Annotated in this window: 9 protein-coding genes, 3 tRNA genes and 1 pseudogene; 9 read left to right on the forward strand and 4 right to left on the reverse strand. The window is 60.1% G+C overall.

Features of this window, described 5'->3' with window-relative positions:
• The first annotated feature begins 54 nt into the window (after window positions 1-54).
• The 4 genes from QD409_RS06835 to QD409_RS06850 all read left to right on the forward strand — a co-directional run bounded on the left by QD409_RS06835 (window position 55) and on the right by QD409_RS06850 (window position 1448).
• Window positions 55-849: a hypothetical protein gene (locus QD409_RS06835; protein WP_092845113.1), complete on the forward strand. Its 795-nt coding sequence runs from the start codon at window positions 55-57 to the stop codon at window positions 847-849.
• 173 nt (window positions 850-1022) lie between these two features.
• Window positions 1023-1097: transfer RNA gene (locus tag QD409_RS06840), tRNA-Glu, on the forward strand.
• 82 nt (window positions 1098-1179) lie between these two features.
• Window positions 1180-1254: transfer RNA gene (locus QD409_RS06845), tRNA-Glu, on the forward strand.
• 119 nt (window positions 1255-1373) lie between these two features.
• Window positions 1374-1448, forward strand: a tRNA-Glu gene (locus QD409_RS06850).
• A 60-nt stretch (window positions 1449-1508) separates the two neighbouring features.
• On the opposite strand, the gene recJ is transcribed toward QD409_RS06850, so the two are convergent.
• The 4 genes from recJ to QD409_RS06870 all read right to left on the reverse strand — a co-directional run bounded on the left by recJ (window position 1509) and on the right by QD409_RS06870 (window position 6647).
• On the reverse strand, window positions 1509-3314 hold the full coding sequence (gene recJ, locus QD409_RS06855) for a single-stranded-DNA-specific exonuclease RecJ (RefSeq protein ID WP_430762179.1): 1806 nt from the start codon (window positions 3312-3314) through the stop codon (window positions 1509-1511).
• Window positions 3315-3371: 57 nt separating this feature from the next.
• The gene (locus QD409_RS06860) at window positions 3372-4691 is read right to left on the reverse strand and encodes a homoserine dehydrogenase (protein ID WP_430762180.1); all 1320 of its coding nucleotides are present in this window, start codon (window positions 4689-4691) and stop codon (window positions 3372-3374) included.
• A 59-nt stretch (window positions 4692-4750) separates the two neighbouring features.
• The gene (locus QD409_RS06865; RefSeq protein WP_092845111.1) at window positions 4751-5971 is read right to left on the reverse strand and encodes an LL-diaminopimelate aminotransferase; all 1221 of its coding nucleotides are present in this window, start codon (window positions 5969-5971) and stop codon (window positions 4751-4753) included.
• A 223-nt stretch (window positions 5972-6194) separates the two neighbouring features.
• Entirely contained in the window at window positions 6195-6647 is a 453-nt protein-coding gene (locus QD409_RS06870) for a hypothetical protein (protein ID WP_430762181.1), read from the reverse strand.
• A 158-nt stretch (window positions 6648-6805) separates the two neighbouring features.
• Here QD409_RS06870 and QD409_RS06875 point away from each other — a divergent pair, with 158 nt between their 5' ends.
• The 5 genes and pseudogenes from QD409_RS06875 (at window position 6806) to QD409_RS06895 (ending at window position 11918) form a co-directional block, all read left to right on the forward strand.
• Complete coding sequence (locus QD409_RS06875) at window positions 6806-8653, forward strand: PHA/PHB synthase family protein (protein WP_430762182.1); 1848 nt, start codon at window positions 6806-6808, stop codon at window positions 8651-8653.
• A gap of 13 nt (window positions 8654-8666) precedes the next feature.
• Window positions 8667-9416 carry a DNA/RNA nuclease SfsA gene (gene sfsA / locus QD409_RS06880; RefSeq protein ID WP_430762183.1) on the forward strand — a complete coding sequence of 250 codons (750 nt, stop codon included), beginning with the start codon at window positions 8667-8669 and terminating at the stop codon, window positions 9414-9416.
• Window positions 9417-9418: 2 nt separating this feature from the next.
• Window positions 9419-10255 carry a type I methionyl aminopeptidase gene (map, locus tag QD409_RS06885; protein ID WP_092845103.1) on the forward strand — a complete coding sequence of 279 codons (837 nt, stop codon included), beginning with the start codon at window positions 9419-9421 and terminating at the stop codon, window positions 10253-10255.
• Window positions 10256-10258: 3 nt separating this feature from the next.
• Window positions 10259-11075 (forward strand): annotated as a pseudogene (gene radC, locus QD409_RS06890) (RadC family protein).
• A 255-nt stretch (window positions 11076-11330) separates the two neighbouring features.
• The gene (locus QD409_RS06895; protein ID WP_430762317.1) at window positions 11331-11918 is read left to right on the forward strand and encodes a dual specificity protein phosphatase family protein; all 588 of its coding nucleotides are present in this window, start codon (window positions 11331-11333) and stop codon (window positions 11916-11918) included.
• Window positions 11919-11940 lie beyond the last annotated feature (22 nt).

Below are 11940 nucleotides of genomic sequence, written 5' to 3' on the forward strand. Positions count from 1 at the left end.
GTCGTCCCTCGCAGGAGGCCGTTCCGATGCAAACCTTTTTGCGGGGAACGTCCCATGTGCGATCAACAGATTTTATACGGCAGGAAGAAGCTAGCAAGCACTATTGCCGTCTTCGCCTCATTTGTGATGCTTGCGAGCTGCGCGACCGCCGGCAAACAGTCGACAGAGACTGCGGAAGCCGCGCCCGCGGCGCAGCCGACGGCGGCTGAACAACTCGCGGCCGACATGAACAGCAAGGCAGATGCTCGCCGGCGCAAAGCCGACGGCACTTACCGCGATCCGATGGTGCATAGTGTCAGCGGCACGCGCCAGCAGATCATCGCCCAGCAGAACCAGGCGCTCTATCCCGCCCCGACGGCGACGCCCACGGAAGGACAGCCCAATATAGGCGGCCTGGTCACGCAGCCGACCGGCGTGAACGCGAACAGAAGCAGCATCTTCTCAGCGCCGCCGCCCGTCGCCGTCAATCCGGACGGGACGCTCGCCAATAACCAGTCCCAGGGCCCACAGACCATCACGCCGATGATGCGCAGCGTCTACAGCACGCCGCCCGGCATGCAGCAGCCCGCCACACAGCAGTCGCTTGGTGCCACCGCCGCGCCGAACGGCCTCACCTCGGCCGATGTGTTGCCGCCGCCCGTCATCCGCAATGCCACCGCCCCCGTGGCCAATTCGCCGCAGCCGATTGCGCAGGTGACCTCGTCGGGCGTTATGGCCGCTCCGAACCCGAATGTCCGCGAATTGAACAGCAAGCAAGCCGCTGCCCTGGCACAATTCATCGCGGCGAAAAACCAACCTCAGAACGGCAAGCTGCTGGTGCAACCGATACAAGGTGCCGGCGGCCAGTAAGGAGCCCGCGTTTCCAGGGAATCTTCGATGTCGTCGGCAACGTCCTGTTAAGTCTCACTTATTCAGTGCCGGCGGCAATTTCATCCAGCTGTCATTTTTTCCACAAAAAAGCAAAATTGGCGCTTGCAGGATTGAAATCACCCCGCTATAAGCGCGCCACACAACAGCTGCATGCGCCCTTCGTCTATCGGTTAGGACGACAGATTTTCATTCTGTAAAGAGGGGTTCGACTCCCCTAGGGCGTGCCACTGTTGTTCCTCTCCCCATCATGAATTCATAAGCTACCGCTTGCGGATGCTATATGTCGTTCTTATCTAGCCTATGCAGCATGCGCCCTTCGTCTATCGGTTAGGACGACAGATTCTCATTCTGTAAAGAGGGGTTCGACTCCCCTAGGGCGTACCAAATCGCGATGGTGCAAAGTTTTCCACAATCGCCTCAAAAAATCTGCGTCTAGTCCTGGATTTTTCTCGATTTTCCGCTTGCGGGAATGAAAGGTGCTGACTATAAGGGCGCCACAGCACGCGCCCTTCGTCTATCGGTTAGGACGACAGATTTTCATTCTGTAAAGAGGGGTTCGACTCCCCTAGGGCGTGCCACTGTCTCTCTCCTTAAATCGATGATTTTGCATCCGAAATTGGGAAAACCCAATTCTGCTCTTAGACGGCTTTTGCCGCATCGATGACCCGAAGCTGCACGCGCCTGCTGCCCTGCCAGTGATCGGCGCCGAGCGTGCCCGCGACATGGATCTGCGCGCCGCGGGAGGACATCAGCAACTCGCCCAACGGCGTCTCTGCCGCGCGAAACGCGATGCCATCGACCCGGCCGCCATCCTGCGCTTCAAGCGTGATCTTGATATGCGACTGGCCGACAAGGCGGGAATCGCGCAGCCTGTGGCTCGGCAGAGCGAAGATAGGTTGGGGATGGCCGGAGCCGTAGGGGCCGGCCGTTTCAAGGCGGTCTATCAGCTCCACCCTCGCGCCGCTTGCGCCGATCGCGCCGTCGATCTTCAGCGTCTCATTGGCGACCAGGCCAGCCACCTGCCTCTCGGCCTTCTCGGTGAAGAAGGTACGCAGCTTTCCGAGATTGCCTCGCTCCACCGTCAAACCGGCCGCCATAGCATGTCCACCGCCCTTGACCAGCAGGCCGGCATCGACGGCGGCGCGGACCATGCGACCCATGTCGAAGCCATTGATCGAACGGCCGGAACCCGTGCCCTTGCCCGACGAATCGAAGGCAATGGCGAAAGCCGGCCGGCGAAACTTGTCCTTCAGCCGTGACGCAATGAGGCCGACGATGCCAGGGTGCCAGCTCTCCCGCGCCGTGATGATCACGGAAGCGCCATCGCCATTGCCATATTCCGCCAGTGCTTCGGCCTCCGCCTCCTGCAGCATGGCGGCTTCCATGGCTTGCCGTTCGCGATTGAGCTCATCGAGCTTCGCGGCGATCGTCTCGGCCTCACCGGTCTCATCCAAGGTCAGAAGGCGTGCTCCAAGCGCAGCATCGCCGATGCGGCCGCCGGCATTGATGCGCGGGCCGATCAGGAAGCCGAAATGATAGGGCGTTACCGGGCCACCTAGCCCCGCCTTGCGGAACAGTGCGGCAAGGCCGGGATTGCCCTGATGGCGGGCGGCGATCAGGCCCTTGACGACGTAAGCGCGGTTTAGGCCCTTCAGCGGCACGACATCGCAGACGGTCGCAAGCGCGACGATATCGAGCCATGCCAGCAGATCGACGGAGCGCACCCGCGGATCGCCCGCTTCGCGTAGCTGCTTGAGGGCGGCGACCAGAACCAGGAAAACCACACCGGCAGCGCAAAGATGCCCCTGCCCGGACAGATCGTCCTCGCGATTCGGATTGACCAGCGCATGGCACGGCGGCAATTCGTGTGCGACCTGATGGTGATCGATGACGACGACATCGATATTGCGTGCCCTCGCCGCGTCAAGCGCTTCAAAACTGGTGGAGCCGCAATCGACGGTCACGATGAGATTCGCGCCATTGTCGATGAGCTGATTGATGGCGTTGGGATTGGGGCCGTAGCCTTCGAAGATGCGGTCGGGGATGTAGATGCTTGCGGGAACGCCGAAATGCGTCAGAAAGCGATAGAGCAGCGCTGACGAGGCGGCGCCGTCGACGTCATAGTCGCCGAAGATCGCGACGGTCTCGCCCGTCTTGATCGCACGCAGCAGCCTCTGCGCTGCCTTCTCGCAATCGGTCAACAAATATGGATCAGGCATCAGAGCGCGGATCGTCGGATCGAGAAAGGCCATGGCCTCATCGATGCCGACACCACGCCCGGCAAGCACGCGGGAGATCAACTCCGGCAAGCCGTGCACCTGAGCGATGGCGAGCGCTCTGTTCATGCCGGCCTGATCGAGCCGGGAAACCCAGCGATTGCCGGAAACGGACCGCTCGACGCCCAGAAAGGCTCGCTGAACTGGATCGACCGGTTGTTCCACCATCTCTCCCAAAATTGGCAGACGGCAGCGCTCCTTTGAGCTGCGCCGCCGTCTATCAGCCTATTCCTTCGGCCGCTCGATGCGGATGACTTGCGGTTCGCCGACGAGATAGCCTTCGTTCCTGATGGAGGCAACAGCCTTGCGCACCGAATCCTCCATCGTCGCATGGGTGACGAGGATGATGGTCTGGTGTGTCGAGGGCGACAGGTGCTGCGTCGACCGCTGCACGATCGATTCGAGCGAAATCTGGTTCTCCGCCATGCGGGTGGCAACGCTCGCGAAGACGCCCGTGCGGTCGAGAACGGTCAGGCGAATGAAGTAGCCGCCCTCATGGCTCTGCATCTGTGCCTTGCGGTACGGCTCGAGCGCCTTGGCGGGGTGGCCCAATACCGGCACGCGCTGCTCGCCAGGACGGCTCTTGGCGATATCGGCAATGTCGCCCAATACGGAAGAGGCCGTTGCATTGCCGCCGGCGCCGGGGCCGACCATCAGCAACTCGCCGAGAATATCCGATTCGATCGCCACCGCGTTGGTGACGCCATCGACCTGGGCGATGACCGAATCGAGCGGCACCATGGTCGGGTGCACGCGCTGTTCGATGCCGCTTTCGGTGCGCTGGGCAACGCCGAGCAGCTTGATGCGATAGCCGAGATCGGCAGCGGCGCGAATATCCTCGATGGAGACGTTGGTGATGCCCTCGAGATAGATGTCGTCGGCTGCGATGCGGTTTCCGAAGGCAAGCGTCGTCAGGATGGCGAGCTTGTGGGCCGTATCATTACCTTCGATGTCGAAAGCCGGATCGGCTTCGGCATAGCCGAGGCGCTGGGCTTCCTTCAGGCAATCGGCAAAGGACAGACCTTCCTTCTCCATCCGGGTCAGGATGTAGTTGCAGGTGCCGTTCATGATGCCGTAGACGCGCGAGATCGTATTGCCGGTCAGCGATTCGCGCAGCGCCTTGATGACCGGAATGCCACCGGCAACGGCCGCTTCGAAATTCAGCAGCACGCCCTTCTCTTCGGCGATCTGCGCGAGCTCGACACCGTGGTAGGCAAGCAGCGCCTTGTTGGCGGTAACGACGTGCAGGCCGCGTGCAAGTGCCGCGCGCACGGCGGCATTGGCAGCACCTTCGGAACCGCCGATCAGCTCCACGAAGACATCGATATCGGCCTTCTGAGCCAGATCCACCGGACCGCCGTACCACTCGATGCCCTGGAGATCGATGCCCCGATCCCGCGTGCGATCGCGCGCAGTGACGGCGACGATCTTGACGGGGCGGCCGCAGGTGACAGCAAGTTCGTTGGCACGACTCTGGATGATGCGGACGAGCGAGGCACCGACGGTGCCCAAGCCCGCAATGCCGATTTTGAGGGCATCTGCCATGAAAAATTCCTGATCGGTATTTTTGGGACGGCAGCCGCCGGAGCGGCTGCCGCGTAACATTATGAACGATGTGCGTTCAGCGAAATCACATTATGCATCGTTTCATCCGCGGCGGAGAGGAAGCGCTTCAGATTGCGCGCTGCCTGGCGGATGCGATGCTCGTTTTCAACGAGCGCGATGCGGACATAATCGTCACCCTGCTCGCCGAAGCCGATGCCCGGAGCAACTGCGATGTCGGCCTTCTCGACCAGAAGCTTGGAGAATTCCAGCGAGCCGAGATGACGGAACTTTTCCGGGATTTTCGCCCAGGCGAACATGGTCGCCGCCGGCGGCGGCACTTCGAAGCCGGCCTTGCCGAAGCTTTCGACCAGAATGTCGCGACGGCGCTTGTAGATGCTGCGCACTTCCGCAATGTCGGAGCCGTCGCCGTTCAGCGCATGCGTCGCCGCCACCTGGATCGGCGTGAAGGCGCCGTAATCGAGGTAGGACTTCACGCGCGTCAACGCCGCGATCAGCCGCTCGTTGCCAACGGCAAAACCCATGCGCCAGCCGGGCATGGAGAAGGTTTTCGACATCGAAGTGAACTCGACGGTGACGTCCATCGCGCCCGGAACTTCCAGCACCGACGGCGGCGGCGCGTCATCGAAGTAAATCTCCGAATAGGCGAGGTCCGAGAGCACGATGATATCGTGCTTCTTGGCGAAGGCGATGACTTCCTTGTAGAAATCGAGCGTTGCCACGTAGGCCGTCGGGTTCGACGGATAGTTCAGAATCAAAGCCAACGGCTTCGGGATCGAATGACGCACGGCCCGCTCCAGCGGCGGGAAGAAGCTGTCGTCCGGCTCGACCGACATCGAGCGGATCACACCACCCGCCATCAGGAAGCCGAAGGCGTGGATCGGATAGGTTGGGTTCGGGCAGAGGATGACATCGCCCGGCGCCGTGATCGCCTGTGCCATGTTGGCGAAGCCTTCCTTGGAGCCGAGGGTGGCGACCACCTGCGTATCCGGATTGAGCTTCACGCCGAAACGGCGTGCGTAATAGGCGGCCTGCGCCCGGCGAAGGCCGGGAATGCCCTTGGACGAAGAGTAGCGATGCGTGCGTGGGTCCTGCACCACCTCGCACAGCTTATCGACGATGGCCTTGGGAGTCGGAAGATCGGGATTGCCCATGCCGAGATCGATAATGTCCGCGCCGCCCGCTCGCGCGCTCGCCTTCAAACGGTTGACCTGTTCGAAAACGTAGGGCGGCAAACGCCGGACTTTATGAAACTCTTCCATTTCTTTCCCCATGGGACAGCGGCCCTCAAAACCGCGTTGAAGTTCGTTGATCTACCGGTCAGCCGCAATACGAACTCCGGAATCGCGGCGCCGCAACCATGTTTTCTCGAAAGATGAGGTGAATCTTGGGCGGCTGCGCACGCGAAGTGCACTTAACCGATAAAGATGCATCCAAACCCGGTCTATCCGAACGCTTTGCGTCCAAATCGCCTGAAACGCAAGGCTAATTCTGCGTCTGGCCCGGTTGGCCGCTGCTCTCTTTCTGAATTTCCTGCAGCGTATCCTGGCCATGTTCGGCCGCCAGCTTGCGCATCTCGGCGACGCGCTTCTGGTATTCAGCCTCCGAGATAACGCCTGCCTTGCGCTGAGATCCGAGAGCCGACAGCTGCTTGACCATGTCGCCCGCCTGCTGATCGTTGATCTGCACGTTAGCAGCCGTCGGTGGCGCGTTGAAGGAAGGATAGCCGTCCTTATAGTGCTGCTGCGTGCTGGTTTCCGTGATCTGGGTGCCTTTTGCGGGCTTTACGATCACTGCCTCGGGCGGCTGCTTGCGCTTGGCGTAAGCAGCCTTTTCCTCGGGCGTCGAGCAGCCCGCGAGCGTCAATGCGAAAATCCCGCACATTGCACCGCAGAGTACGGAATATCGGTTCAGTCTTGCCACCATGCCGCTGCCCATAATTGTCTTTCTGCCAATTCCTTGCCGTGGGTTGAGACTGTTAAATTTGTCGCAGCGGCAAAGCAAGAGCAGGCTTGTGTTTCATTCGACTTGTATTCCTTTTCCCGCAAGATGTACAAATGGAAAACAAGACATAGCTGCCGCCGGGAGGATGATGCGTGACCGACAGCAAGCGCGATAACAATGAAGGTAATGGCGGCTTCCCTGGCTTTGATCCAAAGTCAGTCGAGCCTTACATCGTCAGGGATCCCGAGGCGATGGCTGTCAACTTTGCCCGCGCGCTGGAAAATCTTGGCAAGGCGGCCTCTGCATGGCTTGCGCCGCGCGAGCGCGGCGAGAAGATCGATACGGTCGCCGATCCTTTCACCGACATGGTCAAGACGCTTTCCAAGGTCGGCGAATACTGGCTCTCGGATCCCCGACGGACTCTGGAGGCGCAAACGCATCTTCTGTCCGGCTATTTCAGCCTTTGGACGAAAACCATGCAGCGCCTGAGCGGCGATTCGTCCGCAGCGCCTGAGGTCGAGCCGGTCAAGGACAAGCGCTTCGCCGACGAGGACTGGCAGAAGAACCCCTTCTTCGACTTCCTGAAACAGACCTATCTCCTGACCGCCGGCTGGGCGGAAAAGCTGGTCGGCGACGCCGAAGGAATGGACGAGCATACGCGTCACAAGGCGGTATTCTATACCAAGCAGATCACCGCAGCCTTTTCGCCAACCAATTTCGTGGTGACGAACCCGCAGCTCTATCGCGAAACCATTGCGTCCAATGCCGAAAATCTGGTGCGCGGTATGAAGATGCTGGCCGAGGACATCAGTCTCGGTCACGGCGAGCTGCGCCTGCGGCAGACCGACATGACAAAATTCGCGGTCGGCCGCGACATGGCGCTGACCCCGGGCAAGGTGATCGCGCAAAGCGATGTCTGCCAGGTGATCCAATACGAGCCGGCGACGGACAAGGTGCTGAAACGGCCCCTGCTGATCTGCCCGCCCTGGATCAACAAATTCTATATTCTCGACCTCAACCCACAGAAATCATTCATAAAATGGTGCGTGGAACAGGGTCACACCGTCTTCGTCATCTCCTGGGTGAACCCCGATCAACGGCATGCGACGAAAGACTGGACCTCCTATGCCCGCGAAGGCATCGATTTCGCTCTGGAGACGGTCGAGAAGGCCACGGGAGAGCAGGAGGTCAATGCTGTCGGATATTGCGTCGGCGGCACGCTGCTGGCAGCCACGCTTGCCCTGCATGCCAAGGAAAAGAACAAGCGCATCCGCACGGTGACTTTCCTGACCACGCAGGTCGATTTCACCTTTGCCGGCGACCTCAAGGTTTTCGTCGACGAAGAGCAGATCGCGTCGCTCGAGCAGCAGATGAATGCGATCGGCTATCTCGAAGGCTCGAAGATGGCGACGGCCTTCAACATGCTTCGCGCCTCCGAACTCATCTGGCCCTATTTCATCAACAGCTACCTGAAGGGTCAGGACCCCCTGCCCTTCGATCTGCTGTTCTGGAATGCCGATTCCACGCGCATGGCGGCGGCCAACCACTCCTTCTACCTGCGCAATTGCTACCTCAACAACGCGTTGAGCCAGGGCAAAATGGTCCTCGATGGCAAGACGCTATCACTGAAGGACGTGCGCATTCCCGTCTACAATCTGGCAACGCGCGAGGATCATATCGCGCCGGCCAAATCGGTCTTCATGGGCAGCCAATATTTCGGCGGGCCTGTGGAATTCGTTGTGACGGGCTCGGGTCATATCGCCGGCGTCGTCAACCCGCCGGACAAACATAAATATCAGTTCTGGACCGGCGGCCCGATCAAGGGCGACTACGAGAACTGGCTGGCCGAGGCGAGTGAGACACCGGGCTCGTGGTGGCCGCATTGGCATGCCTGGATCCGCGCGCAGGATCATCGCATGACGGCAGCGCGCCAGCCGGGCGGAACTGCCCTCAACGCGCTCGAAGAGGCACCCGGCAGCTTCGTCATGGAACGGGCGTGACGACCGCAAGATCATGCTCTTCCCTTCGCCTCTGGTCCCTGCCCGCCTGATCGCGCGCTACAAGCGCTTCCTCTTCGATGCCGAGTTGGAGGACGGTACCTTCATCACGGGCTCCTGCCCGAATACCGGATCGATGCTCGGTCTGACTTCGCCCGGCTCGCGCATATGGCTTTCCGAACATGAAAGTGCGAAGCGAAAATACCGTCATGTCTTCGAGCTGATCGAAGCCGACGGTACGACAGTCGGCGTCAATACCGCGATGCCGAACCGTATAGCAGCGGAAGCGATTGCTCTCGGTCAAATCTCCGATCTCGGCGACTATACGACGGTCAAGCGCGAACAGAACTATGGCCGCAACTCCCGCATCGACCTGCTCTTGACCGATCCTTTGCGGACAACCACCTATGTCGAGGTGAAAAACGTCCATTTCATGCGACGACCAGGTCTTGCGGAATTTCCCGATACGGCAACGGCACGCGGCGCCAAGCATCTGGAAGAGCTTGGCGATATGGTGGAGGCGGGCCATCGGGCCGTCATGCTGTTCGTGATCCAACGCAATGATTGCGATCGCTTCCGCATTTGCGGTGATCTCGATCCGGTCTACGCCAAGGCCTACGATCGCGCTTTGGCGCGTGGCGTCGAAGTGTATGCGCTGAAATGCAGGGTTTCGCCGATGGAAATAGCGCCTGCCGGGTTGATCCCGATAGACGAACCCGGCATAGCTGCATTAGATACCAGTATAAAGATTTCTGCTGAAGGCTAACCATGGTGAACTACATCGAAGCGGCAACGGCGCCGGCGAAAAATACGGGCGCTATCCGCCTCTACGGGCAAGATGCGTTTGCCGGAATGCGCAAGGCATGCCAGCTGACCGCCCGTTGCCTCGATGAACTCGCCGCCATCGTCGAGCCGGGCGTGCCGACCGATGTCATCGACCGCTTCGTCTTCGAGTTCGGCATGGATCACGGCGCCTATCCGGCGACGCTGAACTATCGCGGCTACATGAAATCCTCCTGCACCTCGATCAACCACGTCGTCTGCCACGGCATTCCCAACGACAAGCCGCTGCGCGAAGGCGATATCGTCAATATCGACGTGACCTATGTGCTCGATGGCTGGCACGGCGATTCCAGCCGGATGTATCCGGTTGGCGAAATCAAACGTTCGGCCGAGCGGCTTCTCGAAGTCACCTATGAGTCCCTGATGCGCGGCATCGCCGCGGTGCGCCCCGGTGCCCGCACCGGCGCCATCGGCGAAGCGATCCAGACCTTTGCCGAAGGCGAACGCTGCTCGGTCGTGCGCGACTTCTGCGGCCATGGCGTCGGCAGCCTGTTTCATGACTCGCCGAATATCCTGCATTACGGCCGGGTCAATGACGGCCCGGAACTGCGCGAAGGCATGATCTTCACCATCGAACCGATGATCAATCTCGGCAAGCCGCATGTGAAGGTGCTGGGTGACGGCTGGACGGCCGTCACCCGCGACCGTTCTCTCTCCGCACAGTACGAGCATACTGTCGGCGTCACCGCAACGGGCTGCGAAATCTTTACCCTGTCGCCCGGCGGCCTCGACCGCCCCGGCCTGCCGCCGCTGCAGGGGTAATTCATGGCGAAACGTCCCGCTGCTTCCAACGGACATGCCGCTCGAAACAGGCGGAAAGACGGAGGCTTTGCAAGAGGCGCCGCTCCTGGACGAGCGACTATTCTTCGCCCAATCACCGGTGGCCGCCAAAGCTGTGCCCACGAATACCGAAGCACACTATCACGGCCATCGCGAGCGGTTGCGCAACCGCTATCGTGACGGTGGCGATGCCGCGCTCGCCGATTACGAAATTCTCGAACTGTTGCTATTCCGGCTGATCCCACGCCGAGACACGAAGCCGATCGCCAAGGCATTGCTAGCCCGCTTCGGTACGCTGGGTGGCGTGTTTGGTGCTCCAATCAATCTGCTGACGGAGGTCAGTGGTGTCGGAGATGCCGTCGCCCTCGACCTGAAGCTGATCGCCAGCGTCGCGCAACGCATGCTGAAAAGCGAGTTGACGGGCAAGCCCGTGCTCTCCTCCTGGAAAGCGCTTATCGACTATTGTCATGCCGCCATGGCGCACGAAGCGCGCGAGCAGTTCCGCCTGCTGTTTCTTGACAAGCGCAACGCCCTGATCGCGGACGAGGTGCAAGGTTTCGGTACGGTCGACCATACGCCCGTCTATCCGCGCGAAGTCGTCAAACGCGCGCTCGAGCTTTCCGCTTCGGCAGTTATTCTCGTGCACAATCATCCATCCGGGGACCCGACACCGTCTCGCGCCGATATCGACATGACGAAGACGATCATCGATACGGCCAAGCCTTTAGGCATTACCGTTCACGATCATATTATCATTGGCAAGAACGGCCACGTCAGCTTCCGGGCATTGCGGCTGATTTGAAATAAAGTATTACATTAGAATAAATGCATATCATGCCAATATATATTAGTTTTCTTACTTAGCTAATATCACACTTCCTCCTGAAATCGTTCAGTCTAGCCCCTCCGCCTCCATTTCCATTTTTCAGTTCGGCGTCAGGATGATCTGGCAGAAGGATCGCCGCATCCGGAACGGCAGATCCGTCGGCGGAAGCTATTGGTTTGATATGGCCTGTTTGCCCGAGAATTCAGTCGGCCCGGAGATCACATGCAGAAGATGTCGCCAAGGCTTGCTCGTTACCTCCTTCGCGCGGCACGCGGCGCAACTGTCGCTTTGGGAGTCGTCCTGGCGGTTGCCGGCGGCTTCTATGCCCATATGATCTGGACGACGAACTTCCATCCTGTCATCGCTGGCGAGCTTTATCGCTCCTCCCAGCCGTCGGCAGAGACGATCGCAGAGTTTCAAAAGCAGTACGGCATCAAGACCATCATCAATCTGCGCGGCGACAACAGCGGCCATAATTGGTACGACCGGGAAGTTGCCCAGGCCAAGCAGCTCGATATCAACCATATCGATTTTCGCATGTCTTCCGGCCGGGAGCTGACGCGGGAGCAGGCCGCGCAATTGGTCCAGATCATGCGCGATGCGCCGAAGCCGATCCTCATTCACTGCCAGGCGGGAGCCGACCGCACAGGGCTTGCTTCCGCGCTCTATCTTGCCGCCATCACCAAGACGAACGAGGCGACAGCCGAGCGCCAGATGTCAATTGTCTACGGCCATCTGTCGCTTTCCTTCACCCGCGCCTATGCGATGGACCGGACCTTTGAGAAACTCGAACCCTGGCTTGGCCTCCCGGCGTCCTGAGAACCGCAATTCCCGTTAGATA

The sequence above is a fragment of the Rhizobium sp. BR 315 genome, assembly GCF_050577975.1.
Taxonomy (GTDB): domain Bacteria; phylum Pseudomonadota; class Alphaproteobacteria; order Rhizobiales; family Rhizobiaceae; genus Rhizobium; species Rhizobium miluonense.

Bases quoted from the DNA above. Each gene is read 5' to 3' on its own strand.
- QD409_RS06835 (WP_092845113.1), top strand. From the start codon at position 55: ATGTGCGATCAACAGATTTTATACGGCAGGAAGAAGCTAGCAAGCACT.
- recJ (WP_430762179.1), bottom strand. From the start codon at position 3,314: ATGGTGGAACAACCGGTCGATCCAGTTCAGCGAGCCTTTCTGGGCGTC.
- QD409_RS06860 (WP_430762180.1), bottom strand. From the start codon at position 4,691: ATGGCAGATGCCCTCAAAATCGGCATTGCGGGCTTGGGCACCGTCGGT.
- QD409_RS06865 (WP_092845111.1), bottom strand. From the start codon at position 5,971: ATGGAAGAGTTTCATAAAGTCCGGCGTTTGCCGCCCTACGTTTTCGAA.
- QD409_RS06870 (WP_430762181.1), bottom strand. From the start codon at position 6,647: ATGGGCAGCGGCATGGTGGCAAGACTGAACCGATATTCCGTACTCTGC.
- sfsA (WP_430762183.1), top strand. From the start codon at position 8,667: ATGCTCTTCCCTTCGCCTCTGGTCCCTGCCCGCCTGATCGCGCGCTAC.
- map (WP_092845103.1), top strand. From the start codon at position 9,419: ATGGTGAACTACATCGAAGCGGCAACGGCGCCGGCGAAAAATACGGGC.
- QD409_RS06895 (WP_430762317.1), top strand. From the start codon at position 11,331: ATGTCGCCAAGGCTTGCTCGTTACCTCCTTCGCGCGGCACGCGGCGCA.